Raw genomic sequence first — 17178 nt, 5'->3', positions numbered from 1 at the left:
GAGGGATCTATGACGCACGGTGCTGTTGATCCGGATGTGGATCTCCACGTTCCCGGGCAGCGGGCGGAGCTGTCCTGGGGCGTGCTCGCGGTCATCGCGGCCGGGGGTGCGCTAGGGGCGCTGGCCCGGTACGGGGTGCAGAGCGCGCTGCCCACCTCACCTGCCGGGTTCCCGTGGGCGACGTTCTGGGTGAACGTCTCCGGATGCCTGCTGATCGGGGTGCTCATGGTGGTGATCACCGAAGTACGGCAGGCGCATCGGCTGGTGCGGCCGTTCCTCGGAGTCGGGATTCTGGGCGGGTTCACCACGTTCTCCACTTACGTGGTGGATGTGCAGCGATTGGTGGCATGGGGGGCGCCGGTCGCCGGGCTGGTCTATCTGGCGGCCACGATGGTCGCGGCCGTGGTGGCGGTGTGGTGCGGGATGCGGGTGACGCGGCGGCTGGCGCGGGTGGCGGCCCGATGACGATCGTCCTGATCGTGGTGGGCGCGGCGCTGGGCGCTCCGCTGCGGTATCTGGCGGACCGGGCGGTGCAGGCCGGGCACGACACGGTGTTCCCCTGGGGGACGCTGGCGGTGAACGTGGCCGGGTCGGCGGTGCTGGGGTTCCTGGCGGCGCTGCCTGCCGGGAGCGGAGTGATGGCGTTCGCGGGCACCGGGTTCTGCGGGGCGCTGACCACGTACTCGACCCTGGGGTACGAGACCGTGCGGCTGGCCGAGGAGGGCGCCCGCTTCCACTCGGTGGCCAACGCGGCGGCGAGCGTCGTGGCCGGGCTGGGGGCGGCCTACTGCGGCGCCGCCCTGGCGCAGGCGGTGAGCTGAAAAAGTTGGTGCCGTTTTCTCAGTTGCGGAGTAATGATGTAAGCAACTGAGAAGAGGTCGTCATGGATGATTACTCCCGTGTCGTCTCAACGGTGGCGGCCGAGCTGCTGCCGAAGGTGGCCAGCGTGCGGGTGGACCGGGGCAGCGGATCGGCGGTGGTCTTCACAGCCGATGGATTCCTGCTGACGAACGCGCACGTGGTGGGCTCGTCGAGGGCGGGCACGGTGGCGTTCTCCGACGGGGCGTCGGGTGAGTTCCTGGTGGTGGGGCGGGATCCGCTGTCGGATCTCGCGGTGATCAGGGCGCAGGTGCCCACGCCCGGGCCCGTCGTCCTGGGCGACAGCGACGAGCTGGTGGTGGGGCAGCTCGTGGTGGCGGTCGGCAGCCCGCTGGGGCTGGCCGGTTCGGTGACGGCCGGCGTGGTGTCGGGGCTGGGACGGTCCTTACCGGCCCGCAGCGGCCAGGCCGTACGCCTCATCGAGGACGTGATCCAGACGGACGCGGCGCTGAACCCCGGCAACTCGGGCGGCGCGCTGGCCGACTCGCAGGGGCGGGTGGTGGGCGTCAACACCGCCGTGGCCGGTGTCGGGGTGGGGCTGGCCGTGCCGGTCAACAGCACGACCCGGGCGATCATCGCCACGCTGATCAAGGACGGCCGGGTACGACGGGCGTACCTGGGGCTGGTGACCTCGCCGGCGCCGCTGGCCGAGCCGCTACGGCGGCGGACCGGCCAGGACACCGCGCTGCGGGTGGTGGAGGTGATGCCCGGATCGCCCGCCGACCGGGCCGGCCTGCGGGCGGGGGATCTGGTGCTGAGCGCCGACCGCCATCCGGTGGGGGACGCGCAGAGCCTGCAGCGGTTGATGTTCGCCGACGCGATCGGGCGGCCCCTGCCCATCACGGTGCACCGCAACGGGGCACTGGTGGACGTCATCGCGGAGCCGGTCGAGCTGACGAGCCGCACCTGAGCGAGCGGATCGTCCGCTTGGTGACGCCCGCCCGGATCGAGAGCGGGGGCGCGGGCGTCAGGCGTGCGGCGGGGCCTGCGCGGGGTCGGCCGGTGCCGGCTCGATCTGTGCCGGTGCCTGCGCGGGCGGGGTCGGACGGACGTAGGTGCCGTTGCGGCGGGCCAGGAGCTCCGCGAAGAGGGCGTCCCACTGGGCGCCGATGGCGTCGACGTCGTACGTGCGCGCGGTCTCCAGCGCCCCGGCCGCCAGGTGACGGCGCAGCTGCTCGTCCTCGATGACGCGCAGGAGCGAGGTGGCGAGGTTGGCGTTGGTACGCGGCTTGACCAGCAACCCGTCGACCTCGTCGGTGATCATCTCCTTGGGCCCGTGCGGGCTGTTGAAGCTGACGATGGCCAGTCCCTTGGCCATGGCCTCCAGGATGGTCATCGGGAAGCCCTCGTGGCGCGAGCTGAGCACGAAGACGGACGCCTTCTCCAGCTCGGCGCCGACGTCGGTGGTGGCGCCGGGCAGTTCGACCTTGCCTTCGAGGCCGGCGTCGATCACCTGCTGGCGCAGGTTCTCCTCCTGGGGACCGGCGCCGAAGATGCGCAGCGTCCAGTCGGGGTGGGTCTTGGCGACCTCTTCCCAGGCGACGATGAGCCGGTGGAAGCCCTTGAGGCGGGTCAGCCTGCCGACGGCGATGACGACCTTGGCGTCGAGCTTGGCCACGTCGCCGGTCATGGGCGGCACCGCGTTGGGGATGCGGATGAGCCGCTTGGGCTTCTTGGGCAGGGCGGCGCGATAGTCGCGCAGGTCCGCCTTGGTGAGGGTGGCGAGGGCGTCGAAGCGCCGGTAGCGCCACTTGATGAGCTCCTGCACCGCCTCCGGCTGGGTGCGCAGGGCGACGTGCTCCTGGCCGATGGTGATGAGGCTGGGCAGCGCTAACTGGGCCATCGCCAGGTTGAGGCCGGGCCTGGTGGAGATGAGGATCCCGGTGTCGAGCGAGCGGATGTAGCGGGCCAGCTTGAGGTCGGTCCAGAGGTTGAAGCGGTGGTAGGCCGACTCCTCCGCCGGGATGAGCTTGCTCGGCATCTTCGACAGCATCGCGCGCACCGGGTCCGGGCTGGGGTTCAGCCGGTCGTCCAGGAAACGGAACTTCACCCGTGGATCGATGGGGAAGAAGGGCTCCTCGGCCTCTTTCAGAATGCTGACGATCTCGACGTCGTGGTGCTTGGCCAGATAGCTGGCCAGGTTGAACACCGTCCTGATCGTGCCGCCCATGCCGTACGCGTGCAGGATCAGAATGCTGACCTTGTCCGTCGACGGCGGTGGCGCCTTGCGCACCTTGCGGCGGTTGTAGCCCCTGTACAGCCGGACCATCGCCGACTTGCCCTTGCGTGCCAGTGCGCGCACCTGAGAAGTCCCCCTTGGACTGAGAGTGTCACTACACAAGTGGCCGTTAGCGATACGTACCCGTTCGCCACCGGCTTATTGTCCCGCTTCGGCGGAGTGTCCCGTCCATCCCCGAGGACCAACCCCACGCATGATCTATAGACGCTGTAAATCGTCTTATGGTTGCATCCGTGGCCGATGTGCTGGATCCGGGGTGTGCGGGGGGTGTTCGGCCAGCAGGCCGAGTATCACGTCGATGGCCTTCTCGAGCTGGGTGTCCGTGCCCGCCGCGTAGTCCTGCGGGGTGATGTCGATCTCCAGGTCGGGGTCCGTGCCGTAGTTCTCGACCCGCCAGCCCACGTCGTCGAAGGCGAAGGAGAACTCTGGCTGCGTGGTTAGGGTGCCGTCGGCCAATCGGTGCCGCGGCCAGATGCCGATGACGCCGCCCCAGGTTCGCTTGCCGATGAGGGGGCCGAGGCCCAGCAGTTTGAAGGTGTGGCTGAAGATGTCGCCGTCGGAGCCGGTCCATTCGTTGGTGAGGGCGACCAGCGGGCCGCGCGGCGACTCCGGCGGATAGGGCGCGGGGTCGCCCCAGCGGGGGTAGTCGTAGCCGAGGCGGCGGCGGGCCAGCTTCTCCAGCAGCAGCGCCGAGACGTTGCCGCCGCCGTTGAAGCGGACGTCGACGATGAGGGCGTCGCGGTCGTACTCGGCCAGGAAGCCGCGGTGGAACTCGGCGAACCCTTCCGTGCCCATGTCGGGAACGTGCAGGTAGCCGACGCGGCCGTCCGAACGCTGGTGGCAGCGGGCGCGGTTGAGGTTGACCCAGTCGCGGTAGCGGGCGGGCCGCTCGTCGGCGATGGCGCGGACCGTGGCGGTGAAGAGGCGCTCGCCGCGGCGCAGCGTGAGCTCGACCTCCTCGTCGGCCAGGTTGACCAGGCGTTCGTTCGGGGTGGCGGTCTCGCCGATGGGAGCGCCGTTGATGGCCAGGACCGCGTCGCCGGGCCGTACGTCGAGGCCGAGCCGGTTGAGGGGTGAGGTGGCCTCGGGGTTCCACAGGTCGCCGGTGACGATCGCGCCGATGTGGTAGACGCCGTCGCGGTGGTCCCAGTCGACGCCGAGCTTGCCCTGCGTGTATTCGGGGCCCGGCCGGTACTCACCGCCGCTCTCGAAGGCGTGGCTCGTGGCCAGCTCGCCGTGGAGCTCCCACAGCAGGTCGGAGAACTCGCCCCGGGTGCTGACGCGCTCCACGAGCGGCAGGTAGCGCTCGTACACCTCGGCCCAGTCGACGCCGGCCATGTCCTCGGTCCAGAAGTTCTCGCGCTGCAGGCGCCACGCCTCGCGGAACATCTGCCGCCACTCCGCGGCCGGGCAGACCGACACCTTGATCCGCGACAGGTCGATCCACCCGCTCTCGCGGCCCGGGGTGTCGTCGTCGTTGTCGGGTGTCTCGGTGGCCTTCAGCACACGCAGCCGGTCGCCCGCCCGGTACAGGAGCGTCTTGTGGTCGCGGCCCAGCTCGAAGTCGGTGACGCCGCGGGCGAACGTCTCGCTCTCGCCCTTGGCGAAGTCGTACAGGTCCAGGACGCCGTCACCCTGCAGCGGGCTGCTGAGGATGAGGGCCTTGCCGGGCAGCCCGGCGATGCGCTCGTAGCGGCCTTCAGGCAGCGGGAACGCGGTGACGCGGCGGACCAGCCCGTCGAGGTCCACGCGCAGCGGCTCGGGCTCCTCCTCTTCCTCGTCGTCCTCGTCCTTGGCCCCGAGGGGACGCGGCTGCGGGACGAACGGGTCGGGGACGTCCCGGCGCAGCGCGATGGCGTAGGGGCGGGTGCCGAGGGGGAAGCCGAGGTCGAACTGGAGCTGGTCGTAGACGGGGGAGAAGACGCGCTGGCCGATGAAGTACAGGTAGCGGCCGCGCGGGTCGAAGGCGGGACGGGAGTCTTCGAGAAGGGGTTCGGTGGCGGGCACGGTCTGGCCGGTCGCGGGGTGATGCAGCATGATCGCGGTGGTGTGGGCGTTCAGCGGGCTGGCGTACGCGAGCCACTGGCCGTCGTGCGACCAGGCGGGGTCCGCGGGCGGCCCGTGCGGATTGGCCTCGACGAGTACGGCCTGCCCGGTGGCCAGCTCGACGAGATGCAGCTCGTCGCGGTGGTTGGTGACGGCGACGCGGTCATGGACGGGGTCGGGCGCCAGCGCGGTGATCCGCCCGAGCCGGGCGATGCTCAGGGCGGTCGCGTCGCCGAGGATGACCAGCTGTTCCTCATCACTGTCGTCACTGGCGGCGGCGATGAGGCGGCGGCCGTCGTTGAGACAGGTCAGGAAGCGGTAACGGACGCCGTCCGGCTCGCCGTGCTGCCGGACCGGCCCCTCCCAACCGGCCATGGCGTACGCCTTGCCGCGCGCGGTGACCGCCAGGGAGCTGCCGTCGGGACTGAGCGTGGCGCTGTCGAGGTAGTCGTCGGCGTCCACGAACCTGCGGTTGCGCTGGGTCCTGGAGCTGGCCAGCCGCACGTCGATCCGGTGCGGCGCGTCCCCCGGATCGAGCAGGTAGAGGTCGGCGCCCGCGTGGTAGACGAGGCGGTGGCCGTCGCCGGACAGGTTGCGGGCGTAGTAGTCCTCGTGATGGGTGTGCTTGCGCAGGTCGTCGCCGTCGGGAGTGCAGGAGTACACGTTGCCGACGCCTTCGTGGTCGGACAGGAAGCAGACGCGGTCGCCGCTCCAGCAGGGGGAGGCCAGATTGCCGGGCAGGCGGATGAGCCGGCGGAAGTGGCCTTCGCCGTCGGGATCGATCCACAGGTCGCCGACGGTGCCGCCGCGGTACCGCTTCCAGCGTGCCGGGTCGGCGGTGTTGCGCCCCAGGACGATCATGCCGTCCGGGCCGTGGGCGATGGAGTTCGCGGGGCCGTACGGCAGGCGTTGCGGCACGCCACCCGGCGCGACGCGGTGCAGCCACTTGCGGCCCTCGAAGGGCTGGCACTCGTCGCTGGCGTACAGGATGCGGCCCTCAGGGTCCCAGCCGGTGACGGCGCAGCGAGCCCCGTGGTAGGTGACCCGCCGGGCCGCGCCCCCGTCGGCGGGCATGACGTACACCTCTTCCTGGCCTTCCTCGCGTCCGACGAAGGCGAGCTGGTCGCCGCGCGGAGAGATGCGCGGGTATCCGGCCTCGGCGACCCCGGCGGTCAGGCGGAAGGCGCGCCCGCCGAGGGCGGAGACCATCCACAGGTCGTCCTCGGCGGCGAAGACGACGACGTCCTGGAAGACGGCGGGGAAGCGGAGGTAGGCCGTCATGGATCGCTCCCGTGGTCAGGCAGCCGGGACTCCGGCCGCGGCTGCCTGATCATTTCACCGGGTCACGCCACGTCGGGCTTCTTGGGCTCCTTCTTGGCGTCCTTGGACTCCTTGACCTGGCGGCTGGACTTGATCGCCTGTTTTTTGGATTTGCCGGTCTTGGCAGCCGGCTTCTTGTTCACCATGGTTCCCCCCGAACGGATGATGGTGGATTGGTACATCAACGCACTTAGTACCCATTTCGGGCATGGCGGTCACTATGGGCGGGTTAATGGTGACATATCGTTACCTGCGAGCAGGGCGGTCGCCGAAGGGCTGCGACCACCACACACCCTCGCCGTGCGACAGCCCGGGCAGCGCCAGCTCGAACTCATGCACCGCCACGGCCGGGATCTCGCCGCTGACCAGCCACACCGCCTCCCGCCGCACGGCATCGGCCACCACGGCACCCAGCGCCGCCAGCCGTACGGTCACCGCGCTCAGCGACTCCGGCGGCACCTCCAGCTCGAAGCGGTGGCACGGCTCGTACACCCGTGTGCCCGCCCGGCGCAGTGCCCGCCGCAGCACGATCGCGGTCCGCCCGCGGAAGTCGGCCGCCGTGCTGACCGGACTGTCGTAACCGCTCCTGGTCAGCGTGACCAGGCAGTCGGTGACCGGCCAGCCGTGCGGTCCCTCGGCCAGCGTGTCGCGCACGGTGTCCTCGATGGCCCGATGGAAGGCCAGCGGCAGCGACCCCAGATCCACGCCCAGCCGGTATCCGACCCCGGATCCGATGGCGGCGGGCTCCACCCGCAGGCCGACGGTGGCGACGAAGTCGTTACGACCGTGACGCGTGATCTCCTCGACGACCTCCGCCCGGCGCGCGGGCCGTTCGAGATAGACGGGCCTGGTCGGCTCGAACACCGCCGCCACCCCGAAGTCGGCGGCCAGCGTCTCGGCGATGACCTCCTTCTGCACCTCCCCGTAGAGGAGTACCGACGTCTGACCGCCCGGCAGGGCGCGGGTGCCGATCAGCGGATCCTGCTCGGCCAGGGTGGCCAGCGCGGCATGCAGCCGCCCCTCCTGACCCGGCACCCGCGGCCTGACCACCGTCTCCAGGCTGGGCGGCAGGAAATACCCGGCCCGGCCGCTGTCTCGGGCGTCCGCTTCCGGCGGGGTTCCGAGGTGGTCGCCGACCCGGATCTCGGGGACGCCGCGCACTGTCACGATGTCCCCGGCCACCGCCTCCGTCTCGGCGGACCCGGCCACCCGCACCGCGGTCGGCCGCCCGACATACTCCTCGACCGTCCCGTCCCGGCCGCGGCGATAGAGCGACACCCGCTGCCGCGCCCGCAGCACGCCGGAACGCATCCGCAGATAGGCGATCTTCTCCCCGGCGGCACCACGCTCGATCGCGAACACCGTCGCCCCGGCCGCCCCGCCACCCGATGCGACGGTGGCCGGGAGCAGATGGAACCCGTCGAGCAGCTCATCCACCCCCCGCCCGGTCATCGCCGACCCGAACAGCACCGGATGCAGCACCCCGTCGGCACACTGCCGGGCCATCGCCGCCCACAGCTCCTTGCCGGTCGGCACCCGCCCCTCGACGAGCGACTCCAGGATGCCGTCGTCATGCTCGGCCAGCACCTCGGCGTCCGGGCCGGGAGTGCGTACCGTGTGGGCGTCCGGGCCGCCGAGCCGCCGGACGGTGTTCAGAGGGGCGCAGTGCGGCGAGAGCCACCGCCGGATGTCGTCCAGTAGCTCCCGCTCCCGGGCCCCGGCCCGGTCGATCTTGTTGACGAAGATCAGCGTAGGCACCCGCAGCCTGCGCAGCGTCTTCATCAGGACGCGCGAGTGCGGCTGAACCCCTTCGACGGCCGACAGCACCAGCACGGCGCCGTCGAGCACACCGAGCGCTCGTTCGACCTCCGCCACGAAGTCGGCGTGGCCGGGCGTGTCGATGAGGTTGACCCGCAGGTCGCCCACGGTGAAGGAGGCGACGGCGGTACGGATGGTGATGCCGCGGCGCCGTTCGATGGCGCCGCTGTCGGTCTGTGTGCTGCCGTCGTCGACGCTGCCCAGCCGGTCGATCACGCCGGTCCGGAACAGCAGCCGCTCGGTCAGGCTGGTCTTACCGGCGTCTACATGCGCGAGGATGCCGATGTTGAGGATGTGCATGTGTGGTCGAAGCCTCGAGAACTCTCGTGCCAATAGGGCGCTGGGAGACTCGAAGGCACCGCATCACACGCTCCTGCCGGTAGACGTCAGAGACGGCCCCATAGTGGCAGCGGGGTGATCCGCGCCGCCAACCATTATTCGTCGCTCACGACCGTCCGGCCGGACGAGGGCTGCTGCGGCCAAGGACCGGCGCCGAAGCGCACCTCGTGAACGCCGCGCCTACCCCCTCTCGAAGGCTTGCCGCCGGCCGAAGTGGTGACCGGTGGCCGACTTCGGTGAAGGGCTCACTCGTCCGGGAGTTCGGACAGGCCGGGGAGGCTGAGCTGCAGCGCCGCCGGGCCGGGCCGGGCTCCGGCCTCTGGGCCGTGCGGGGCTCCGGCCTGGGGGCGTGGCGGAAGGCGGCGCGCCGAAGCCGCGGTCGCGCGGCCGACGCCGTACTGGCGGGCCAGCGCCTTGACCTGGTCCGTGATGCGCTGCTGGTACGCCTGCGGCGCGTAGGCCCCCCTTCCGTACAGCTCCAGATAGCGCGGCACAAGCCGGGGATGCTCGCGGGACAGCCACCCCAGCCACCACTCGCGCGCCCCGGGCCGCAGGTGCAGGACGATGGGGGCGAGGTGCGTGGCGCCCGACTGGGCGATCTCCTTGACCGTACGTTCGAGCTGGCCGGGGGAGTCCGTGAGATAGGGGAGGATCGGCGCCATCAGCACGCCACAGGGGATGGCGTTGTCGTTGAGCGTGGCGCAGGTCTCCAGCCGGCGGCGCGGGTCGGGGGTGCCGGGCTCGACGGAGCGCCACAGGTCGGGGTCGACGAAGCCGACCGACACGCTGGCGCTCACCTGGGTGACCTCGGCCGCCTCGGTCAGCAGGTCGAGGTCGCGCAGGATGAGTGTGCCCTTGGTGAGGATCGAGAACGGGTTCGCGGCGTCGCGCAGGGCGGACAGGATGCCGCGCATCAGCTGATAACGGCCCTCGGCGCGCTGGTAGCAGTCGACGTTCGTGCCCATGGCGATGGCATGACCCGGCCAGCGCGGCGCGGCCAGCTCCTTGCGGACCAGCTCGGCGGCGTTGACCTTGACCACGATCTTCGAGTCGAAGTCGGCACCGGCATCGAGGTCGAGGTATTGGTGCGTCTTGCGGGCGAAGCAGTAGACGCAGCGGTGGCCGCAGCCCCGATAGGGGTTGATGGTGTGGTCGAACGGGACCCGGCTGGCCGCCGGCACCCGGTTGATGATCGAACGGGCGTGGATCTCGAAGAAGGTCATCCCCTTGAACTCGGGCGTGTCGAACGTGCGGGTGACCGCGCCGCGGGCGAACAGCGGCGCGGCCGGATCGTCCCGGCCGGAATCGGCCAGACGCAGGTTGTCCCAGCGCATCCCATGATTAGAACAAAGGTTCGATGATGATCGCAAATGGAAAGAGGTGGCAATTACCTGCTTGGGCGGGGGCTAATGATCTTCATGGTTGGGCAGAAACCCGGCACAGAGCTTGCGTTCCGGAGGTGCACCCATGGCCTGGTCGCAGGACGAGGAGCGGATGCTGGCACAGATCGAGCAGCACCTCGTCGATGACGATCCGCGACTTGTGGCGCGGCTGGAGTCATTCAACGAGCGGGCCCGGCGCAGCGAGGAGAAGGCCGACGGGGGGTCCGGCGGGCGGCGTAAGCCGCGCCGTTCGACGGTCATCATCCTCATCAGCTGGCTGCTGATCGCCACCCTGGTCGCCACGCTGCTGATCATGGTCCTGCGCCACGAGGCCGCCGCGGCCCTCGCACTGGCCGCCTCGCTCTGACGCTCTGCCGGACATTTCCGGCGTTTTGTGATGTCCGGGTTGGCGATTCTGGATGGCATTGACGTGCCCTGTCGCCAGATCGCCTTGCGCTGTCGGGCGGGTGTTGACCAAATCCAGGGCCGGTGGCTCCCCGGTCAGGGGTACGAGATCATTTATGTTGCTGATGCATGAGATCTCTGATCTGAAAGGCATTAGCCATGACGTTTCCCCTGGTCGCCCGGACCGTGCATCGCCATCTCGAGGTCGACGGCGTCCGGGTCTTCTACCGCGAGTCGCTTCCCGACCGGCCCGACGCGCCCGTGCTGCTGCTCCTGCACGGCTTCCCCTCGGCCTCCCACCAGTTCCGCCGCCTGATCGACGTCCTGGGCGGCCGCTACCGGCTGATCGCCCCCGACTTCCCCGGCTTCGGGCACACCGAGACCCCCGAAGGCTTCGCCTACTCCTTCGACCGGCTCGCCGACATCGTCGAGGGCTTCGTCGTGGGGCTCGGCCTGACCCGCTTCGTGATGTACGTCTTCGACTACGGCGCGCCGGTCGGCTTCCGGCTCGCCACGCGCCACCCCGAGTGGATCGCCGGGCTGATCGTCCAGAACGGCAACGCCTACGTCGAAGGGCTTTCCCCGCTCGCCCGCGACCTCCTCGGGCTGCGGCCGGAGACCGAAGGCGCCGAAGAGCGGATCCGCGAGCTGCTCACCCTGGCCGGCACCCGCGGCCAGTACGAGAGCGGCACCGGCGACCCCGAGCTGGTGTCACCGGACGGCTGGACGCTCGACCAGCACTTCCTCGACCTCCCGGGCCGCAAGGAGGCCCAGATCGCCCTCACCTTCGACTACCACTCCAACATCGAGCACTACGACGCCTGGCAGGCCTGGCTGCGCGCGCACACCCCGCCCACGCTCATCGTCTGGGGCGCCAACGACCCGTTCTTCCCCGAACCCGGCGCCCGCGCCTACCTGCGCGACCTGCCCAACGCCGAACTTCATCTCTTCGACACCGGTCACTTCGCCCTTGAGGAGAACCTGCCGGAAATCGCGCCCCTCATCGCCGCCTTCCTCGACCACACCGCCACCTGACGGATCGCTCGCACCCGCTCACCACCCGGCTCACCGCGCCGTCGGCACCGCCCGGCTCGCCGCGCTGCTGGCGCCGCACCCAGGGGCCTTCCTGATCAGGTACCTTCCCGACGGCCCGAAACCTCGGCAGGTCGGCTGTGGGCGCGCAGGGCGGCGATCAGCCACTGGAGTGCGGGCACCGCGGGAGGCGCGGTCTCGCGGCCGTTGAGCGTGGCGATCAACTCCCAGTAGCGTTCGACCCGGGCGTCGGCGACGGTCTCCAGCCAGGCGAGCAGCTCGGGCCCCCGCTGTGGGCCGTCGACGATCCGGTCGAGGATCCGCAGGCCCTCGGCCGACTCCGGTGCCACCTGGTCGGCCAGTGCCGGCCGTACGTGCTCCAGGGCCGCCGCTCGTAGATCGCGGCCCGGCGCGGGCTGCGGGCCCGCCAGCGCGATCTCCCTCAACCGGCGGCGGAAGGCGGCGTCGGTGGTCAGCCCGGCGAGCTCCACCCAGGCGTCCACCCGGCCGGGCTCATCGGGCAGTTCCCGCATCCACTCGGCCACGATCCCGGCGTCGCCGTCCAGGTCGAGCCCCGCGAACGTGCCCTCGACGAACTCGTCGACGATCTGCTGCCGCTGCGCGGCGGACAGTCTGGCCAGTTCGTGCATCATCAGTGTCTCCTCGGTCGTGCCACCCTGTTCGGCGATCACGCTCAGCACGGCCCGGCGCATCCGCAGCGCCCGGATCTCGGCGTCGACGGCCCGCAGGTGCACCCGCGCCACCTCGGCCACCGTGACCTGCCGGGACAGGACGTCTTGAACAGCCGCCAGGCCGATGCCGAGGTCGCGCAGCATGCGGACCAGTTCGAGGCGGGCCGCCGCGGCCTCGTCGTACAGGCGGTAGCCGCCCGCCGTGCGGCCGGTGGGCGGCAGGATGCCGCTGTCGGACCAGAACCGGATCGTCCGCACCGGCAGCCCGGTGCGGCGGGCCAGCTCGCCGATCGTGTACAGCTCCACGTGATCGCTCACGGCACCAACCTGCACCTTCCACCCACTGGAGACGCAAGCGGTATTGCCATGGCAATACTCGTGCCCGTATATTCGTCCGCGAATATTCGTCTACAAGGACGGTGTGGGTGGCGCAACGACGCAGAGTGGCCAATCTGTTGGCCCTCTCCGTGCTCACGGTGGTCGCGGAACGGCCGATGCATCCGTACGAGATGGCATCCGTCCTGCGGGCTCGTGGCAAGGATCGGGAGGCCCCCATCAAGTGGGGTTCCTTCTACACGGTGGTACGCAATCTGGAGAAACACGGTTTGATCGCGGCCATAGAGAGCACCCGGCAAGGGGCCCGGCCCGAGCGGACCGTCTACCGCATCACCCAAGACGGCCGCGACGAGGCCGAGGACTGGACGCGCGAGCTGCTGGGGACACCCGAGCGGGAGCACACGGGGTTCGAGGCCGGGTTGTCGGTGATGGGCGGGCTCGACCCCGACGAGGTCACCGCGTTGCTCCGGCGGCGGCTCGCCCTGCTCCGCGACCGGATCGCCGTCCAGCGGTCGAACCTCGAGGTCGAGCGTGGTGAGATCCCGCGGTTGTTCCTCATCGAGTCTGAATACGCCCTGGCCATGAGCATGGCGGAGGAGGCGTGGACCGGGGCGCTGCTGGCGGAGCTGACGATCGGCACGTTCCCCGGCCTCGCCCAATGGCAGGGCTACCACCAGCCGAACCAGCCCCCGCCGACCACAGCGGACCCGACGGCAAGAGACCTCGCGCCAGGAGACCTCACGGTAAGAGACCTCGCGCCAAGAGGCTTCGCGACAGGAGACTTCGCGACGGGAGATTTCGCGCCGGAGAGCGGCCGCCCAGACGGAGGCGCCATGGGGGAGCGGGGCGGCCTGGCGGGCTGACCCCCGGAGAGCCGGCCTTCCTGGGACGGACCGCTGTGGAGCCCGCTGTGACCAGGCCGAGCCTACGGGTGGCAGTCACGCCGCACGCACCGGGGCTCAGAGCCGCTCAAGATAGTCCGCCAGCGCGGTCGGGGAGTCGGCCATGAGCCCGATGTAGCCGTCGGGGCGGATCAACACGGTCGTGCCCTCGCGTCCGCCGTACACGCGGTGCAGGTGCCCGCTCGTGTCGGCCAGTCCGGCCCGGCCCCGGCGGACGACGGTGTAGGCGCGGACCCGGGGATCGGCGAGGTCCGGGGCGACGCCGAAGGCCAGGGCGGTGAAGTGCGGTCCGCGGAGCAGCTCGGACAGGCGGTGTTCGCTCCCGTCGAGCATGACGGGGGCGTCGGGGGCCACGTCGCCGGCCCGGACCCGGCCGTGGCTGCTGGTGAGGTGCCGGGTCAGCGGGCCGGTGCGGTAGACGGGGTGGTCGTGGCGCGTACGGCGCTGCTGGCGGGCCATGACGGACTTCAAGATCAGCCGCACCAGCGGGCGGACGACGCGCGGCGGGACCATGCCCTTCATCCGGCGGTCGCTGTCGGCCAGGATCTCCCGCGCGACCGGCAGCCGCTCGGCCTCGTAGCTGTCCAGCAGTTCGGGCCTGGCCGCGCCCTGGATGACCAGGGCGAGCTTCCAGCCCAGGTTGTAGGCGTCCTGGATGCCGGTGTTCATGCCGTGGCCGCCGAAGGGGCTGTGCACGTGGGCGGCGTCTCCGGCCAGCAGCACCCGGCCGACCCGGTAGCGTTCGACCATCCGCAGGTTGTAGCGCCAGGTCGACAGCCAGGCCGGGTCGTACGCCTGAAGGTCGGCACGGCCGGTCCTGGTCGTGAGCGCGTGGCGCAGGGTGCCGAGGTCGCCCTCGTCGCCGGGCTCCAGTGAGGTGACCACCTGCCAGGTGTCGGCGTGGGGGATGGGGCGGGCGACCAGCATGTGGCCGTCGGCGCTCACCCAGAGGTGCGTGCCGCTGCCGCGGTCCAAGCCGTCGATGCGCACGTCGGCGATGAGCGCGCGCGTGTCCTCGGCCGTGGAGCCGGAGAAGGGCAGGCCGAGGGTGCGCCGGACCAGGCTGCGACCGCCGTCGGCGGCCACCAGATAGCGCGCGTGGAGCCGCTCGCCGTCCTCCAGCGTCGCGGTCACGCCCTCGTCGCCGGCGTCGAATCCGGTCAGCCGCCGCCCGAACTCCACCTTCCCGCCGAACTCGGCGAGCCGGTCGCGCAGGATCGACTCCGTGCGCCACTGGGGCAGCGCCACGGTGTTCGGGTACGGGCGCGAGGGGTCGGCGGGGGCGGGCGGCAGGCGCAGGTCGAAGAGGGGTTCGGTGCCGAGGTGGAAGCGGAGCCAGCCGCGGACGTCGCCCGCCGCCAGGATGCGGTCGGCGACGCCGAGATCGTCCAGCGCCTCCAGGGAACGCGGCTTGAGCGTGAAGCCGCGTGAGCCGGCCGCGGGCGTGGCGGCCTGCTCGATGATGCGGCAGGCGACCCCTCGGCGGGTCAGGTCACAGGCGAGGGTCAGGCCGGTCGGTCCGGCGCCCACGATCAGTACATCCGTCATGACCCCCACATTAGGACCTGTCCAGTTGTATACGTCAAGATAGGAGCATGCCAAGATAGGGACATGTCACTGCGTTACGCCTTGCTCGGCTTGCTGGAGGACGGGCCCGCCAGCGGCTACGCCCTCAACGTCCGTTTCGAGCGCTCACTGCAGCGCTACACCTGGACGGCGCGGCAGAGCCACATCTACCCCGAGCTCAAGCGCCTGGCGGACGAGGGCCTCGTCGTCATCGCCGAAGAGGGGGCCCGAGGCAGCCGGAGCTATGCGATCACCGACGCGGGCCGTGAGGAGCTGCGCGCCTGGCTGCTGTCACCGCCCAAGCCGCGCGCCGTCCGCGACGAGCACGGCCTGCGCATGTGCCTGCTGTCCGCCCTGGACCCACCGGAGGCGAGCGAGCTCGTACGGGGACATCTGGAGACGGCCGAGCAGATGGTGGCCGAGCTCAAGGCCATCGCCGAGGCCGCCGACGCGGGCGAGCACCCGCGCGGCGGCCTGCGCTTCGGCCGGCTCGCGCTGCAGTACGGGATCTCCCAGTACGAGGCGCAGCGCGAGTGGGCCAGATGGGCTCTGCGGCAGTTGGAAAGCTGAGGTCACAGACGGCGCAGGAACGTGGCCGCCACCGGGGCCGCGACCTTGCCCCCGGTGCCGCCTCCCTCCACCACCACGGCGAAGGCCACATCTTCCTTGAACCCCATGAACCAGGCATGGGTCTGCAGCTTGTCTCCGGTGCCGTACTCGGCGGTGCCCGTCTTGCCGTGCGTGCCCGCGGGCAGCCCGGACGCCTTGGCGGTGCCCTTGGTGACGACGGCCGCCATCATGGCGTGCAGGTTGGTCTTGACGCCCTCGGGCAGCGGCTGCTCGCTCGCCTTCTGCTTCAGGTCGGGCACCAGCGTGGGCGGCCGCCAGGTGCCGTCGGCGATGGCCGCGGCGACCGAGGCGATCGACAGCGGGCTGGCGGTGATCCGGGCCTGCCCGAACGCCTCGGCGGCCAGTTCGGCGTCCGACTCCGGCTTGGGGAAGCTGGCCTTGGTGGCCGGCACCCCGATGTTCAGGGGCTGGTTGAACCCGACCTCCTCGGCCGTCTTCAGCAGTTTGTCGGCGCCCAGCCGCTTCTCGGCCAGCGGCGCGAACGTGGTGTTGCACGAGTGGGCGAAGGAGTCGAGGAACGACAGCGACCCGAACTCCTCCTTCTCCGAGTTGCGGATCTTCAGCCCGCCCACGTTCGCGTACATCGGGCAGGACACCTTATCCTCCGGCGTCATCCCGGCCGCGAGCAGCCCGATCGCGGTGACGGCCTTGAACGTCGAGCCCGGCGGGTAGCGGCCGTCCAGCGCCCGGTTGAAGCCGCCCTGGTTGTTGACCACGGCCAGGATCTCGCCCGTGCTCGGCTTGATCGCGACCATCGAGGTGGGCTTCTTCACGTCCTTGACCGCGGCCACCGCGGCGGCCTGCGCGCGCGGGTCGAGCGTCGTCTTCAGGTCCTCGCCGTCCTTGCCCTCGATCGTCTGCAGCGTCTTGTCGCCGACCTTGATCTCGGTCGCCGGGGTGCCGGCCAGTTGCTCCTGGAACGTCTCCTGCAGCCCGCCCCTGCCGATGGCCTGGCCGACCTGGTAGGAGGAGCCGAGCTTGGCCACGTCCTTCTTGGTCGCCTTGTCGAGGTAGCCGACGAGCTGCTGCACCGACCCGCCGACGTCGCCGGTGTCGATGCGGTCGCCGTCGGAGTCGGTGATCTCGGCCCGGTCGGGCCAGCGCGTCTTCAGCGCGAACGTGGCGCCGGCGGTCAGCGACGGATGCAGGGTCTTGGGCGTCCAGTCGACCTTCCAGGCGCGATCGGCCACCTTCAGGTCGATCTGTCCCTGGTAGGTCCAGTCGCCGATGTTCTTCAGCGTCAGGGTCGTGGTGTACGGCACCTTGGCCCGGTCGTCGCCGGACTCGGTGACGGCGCCGAGCTTGACCGAGGTGGCCTCGACCGCCAGGCCGGTGCGCATCTGGTCGTACGGCGTCAGCTGCTGCGGTGTGGCCAGCACGGCGGTCATGGCCGCCTTGTCACCCGACTGCCAGGCGGCGGCGAAGAGCCGCGCCGCCTCGGCGGGTGTGCCTCTGGTGTGAAGCACGTAGTACGCGCCACCCGCGGCGGCCCCCGCCGCCAGCACGGTGACGCAGGACACGATCGCGATGGTGCGGCCACGCGCCACTGGTCAGCCCCCTGATCATCGACGGATTGCCGAGCTTAGCGACAA

At 70.7% G+C, this 17178-nt stretch carries 15 protein-coding genes; 7 read left to right on the top strand and 8 right to left on the bottom strand.

All coding sequences use genetic code 11. The features are described 5' to 3' along the window. The first annotated feature begins 9 nt into the window (after positions 1–9). From crcB to ACGFNP_RS44860, 3 genes are all read left to right on the top strand, one after another. Positions 10–465, top strand: coding sequence for a fluoride efflux transporter CrcB (gene crcB, locus ACGFNP_RS44870; RefSeq protein ID WP_358324202.1), 456 nt, complete (start codon positions 10–12; stop codon positions 463–465). Continuing rightward, complete coding sequence (locus tag ACGFNP_RS44865; RefSeq protein WP_358324199.1) at positions 462–821, top strand: CrcB family protein; 360 nt, start codon at positions 462–464, stop codon at positions 819–821. The genes crcB and ACGFNP_RS44865 overlap by 4 nt, the downstream gene beginning before the upstream one ends. 62 nt (positions 822–883) lie before the next feature. Beyond that, complete coding sequence (locus tag ACGFNP_RS44860; RefSeq protein ID WP_358324196.1) at positions 884–1789, top strand: trypsin-like peptidase domain-containing protein; 906 nt, start codon at positions 884–886, stop codon at positions 1787–1789. Positions 1790–1846: 57 nt separating this feature from the next. Here the strand turns inward: ACGFNP_RS44860 and ACGFNP_RS44855 are convergent, their stop codons facing one another. From ACGFNP_RS44855 to ACGFNP_RS44835, 5 genes are all read right to left on the bottom strand, one after another. Next, positions 1847–3181, bottom strand: a complete 1335-nt coding sequence (locus ACGFNP_RS44855; protein WP_358324193.1) for a glycosyltransferase family 4 protein — start codon at positions 3179–3181, stop codon at positions 1847–1849. Positions 3182–3337: 156 nt separating this feature from the next. Further along, positions 3338–6445 (bottom strand): S41 family peptidase, encoded by a 3108-nt coding sequence (locus ACGFNP_RS44850; RefSeq protein ID WP_393329112.1) that lies wholly within the window; start codon positions 6443–6445, stop codon positions 3338–3340. Positions 6446–6507: 62 nt separating this feature from the next. Next, positions 6508–6630: a hypothetical protein gene (locus ACGFNP_RS44845; protein ID WP_358324187.1), complete on the bottom strand. Its 123-nt coding sequence runs from the start codon at positions 6628–6630 to the stop codon at positions 6508–6510. A 100-nt stretch (positions 6631–6730) separates the two neighbouring features. Further along, the gene (locus tag ACGFNP_RS44840) at positions 6731–8602 is read right to left on the bottom strand and encodes a GTP-binding protein (protein ID WP_393329110.1); all 1872 of its coding nucleotides are present in this window, start codon (positions 8600–8602) and stop codon (positions 6731–6733) included. Between the two features lie 284 nt (positions 8603–8886). Further along, positions 8887–9975, bottom strand: a complete 1089-nt coding sequence (locus ACGFNP_RS44835; RefSeq protein WP_393329109.1) for an Rv2578c family radical SAM protein — start codon at positions 9973–9975, stop codon at positions 8887–8889. 133 nt (positions 9976–10108) lie between these two features. Here ACGFNP_RS44835 and ACGFNP_RS44830 point away from each other — a divergent pair, with 133 nt between their 5' ends. After that, positions 10109–10390 (top strand): DUF3040 domain-containing protein, encoded by a 282-nt coding sequence (locus tag ACGFNP_RS44830; RefSeq protein WP_219528394.1) that lies wholly within the window; start codon positions 10109–10111, stop codon positions 10388–10390. A 197-nt stretch (positions 10391–10587) separates the two neighbouring features. Beyond that, positions 10588–11463: an alpha/beta fold hydrolase gene (locus ACGFNP_RS44825; RefSeq protein ID WP_393329107.1), complete on the top strand. Its 876-nt coding sequence runs from the start codon at positions 10588–10590 to the stop codon at positions 11461–11463. A 95-nt stretch (positions 11464–11558) separates the two neighbouring features. Here the strand turns inward: ACGFNP_RS44825 and ACGFNP_RS44820 are convergent, their stop codons facing one another. After that, positions 11559–12470: a MerR family transcriptional regulator gene (locus ACGFNP_RS44820; protein WP_393329105.1), complete on the bottom strand. Its 912-nt coding sequence runs from the start codon at positions 12468–12470 to the stop codon at positions 11559–11561. Positions 12471–12595: 125 nt separating this feature from the next. Between ACGFNP_RS44820 and ACGFNP_RS44815 the strand changes: the two genes are divergently transcribed. Then, on the top strand, positions 12596–13351 hold the full coding sequence (locus ACGFNP_RS44815; RefSeq protein ID WP_393329103.1) for a PadR family transcriptional regulator: 756 nt from the start codon (positions 12596–12598) through the stop codon (positions 13349–13351). 96 nt (positions 13352–13447) lie between these two features. Here ACGFNP_RS44815 and ACGFNP_RS44810 read toward each other — a convergent pair whose 3' ends face one another. Beyond that, the gene (locus ACGFNP_RS44810; protein WP_393329102.1) at positions 13448–14938 is read right to left on the bottom strand and encodes an FAD-dependent monooxygenase; all 1491 of its coding nucleotides are present in this window, start codon (positions 14936–14938) and stop codon (positions 13448–13450) included. 63 nt (positions 14939–15001) lie between these two features. On the opposite strand from ACGFNP_RS44810, the gene ACGFNP_RS44805 reads away from it, so the two are divergent. Next, positions 15002–15526 carry a PadR family transcriptional regulator gene (locus ACGFNP_RS44805; RefSeq protein WP_358324168.1) on the top strand — a complete coding sequence of 175 codons (525 nt, stop codon included), beginning with the start codon at positions 15002–15004 and terminating at the stop codon, positions 15524–15526. 2 nt (positions 15527–15528) lie between these two features. Here the strand turns inward: ACGFNP_RS44805 and ACGFNP_RS44800 are convergent, their stop codons facing one another. Continuing rightward, positions 15529–17106 (bottom strand): penicillin-binding transpeptidase domain-containing protein, encoded by a 1578-nt coding sequence (locus ACGFNP_RS44800; RefSeq protein WP_393329100.1) that lies wholly within the window; start codon positions 17104–17106, stop codon positions 15529–15531. Positions 17107–17178: the final 72 nt, after the last annotated feature.

It is taken from the genome of Nonomuraea sp. NPDC049269 (genome assembly GCF_043197155.1).
GTDB lineage: Bacteria > Actinomycetota > Actinomycetes > Streptosporangiales > Streptosporangiaceae > Nonomuraea.
The sequence above is the reverse complement of the archived record's forward strand: the minus strand, read 5'-3'. Positions and strand labels throughout refer to the sequence as shown.

Coding starts and splice junctions, on each gene's coding strand:
- crcB (WP_358324202.1), top strand. CDS start 10: ATGACGCACGGTGCTGTTGATCCGGATGTGGATCTCCACGTTCCCGGG.
- ACGFNP_RS44865 (WP_358324199.1), top strand. CDS start 462: ATGACGATCGTCCTGATCGTGGTGGGCGCGGCGCTGGGCGCTCCGCTG.
- ACGFNP_RS44860 (WP_358324196.1), top strand. CDS start 884: ATGGATGATTACTCCCGTGTCGTCTCAACGGTGGCGGCCGAGCTGCTG.
- ACGFNP_RS44850 (WP_393329112.1), bottom strand. CDS start 6,445: ATGACGGCCTACCTCCGCTTCCCCGCCGTCTTCCAGGACGTCGTCGTC.
- ACGFNP_RS44845 (WP_358324187.1), bottom strand. CDS start 6,630: ATGGTGAACAAGAAGCCGGCTGCCAAGACCGGCAAATCCAAAAAACAG.
- ACGFNP_RS44840 (WP_393329110.1), bottom strand. CDS start 8,602: ATGCACATCCTCAACATCGGCATCCTCGCGCATGTAGACGCCGGTAAG.
- ACGFNP_RS44835 (WP_393329109.1), bottom strand. CDS start 9,975: ATGCGCTGGGACAACCTGCGTCTGGCCGATTCCGGCCGGGACGATCCG.
- ACGFNP_RS44830 (WP_219528394.1), top strand. CDS start 10,109: ATGGCCTGGTCGCAGGACGAGGAGCGGATGCTGGCACAGATCGAGCAG.
- ACGFNP_RS44825 (WP_393329107.1), top strand. CDS start 10,588: ATGACGTTTCCCCTGGTCGCCCGGACCGTGCATCGCCATCTCGAGGTC.
- ACGFNP_RS44810 (WP_393329102.1), bottom strand. CDS start 14,938: ATGACGGATGTACTGATCGTGGGCGCCGGACCGACCGGCCTGACCCTC.
- ACGFNP_RS44805 (WP_358324168.1), top strand. CDS start 15,002: ATGTCACTGCGTTACGCCTTGCTCGGCTTGCTGGAGGACGGGCCCGCC.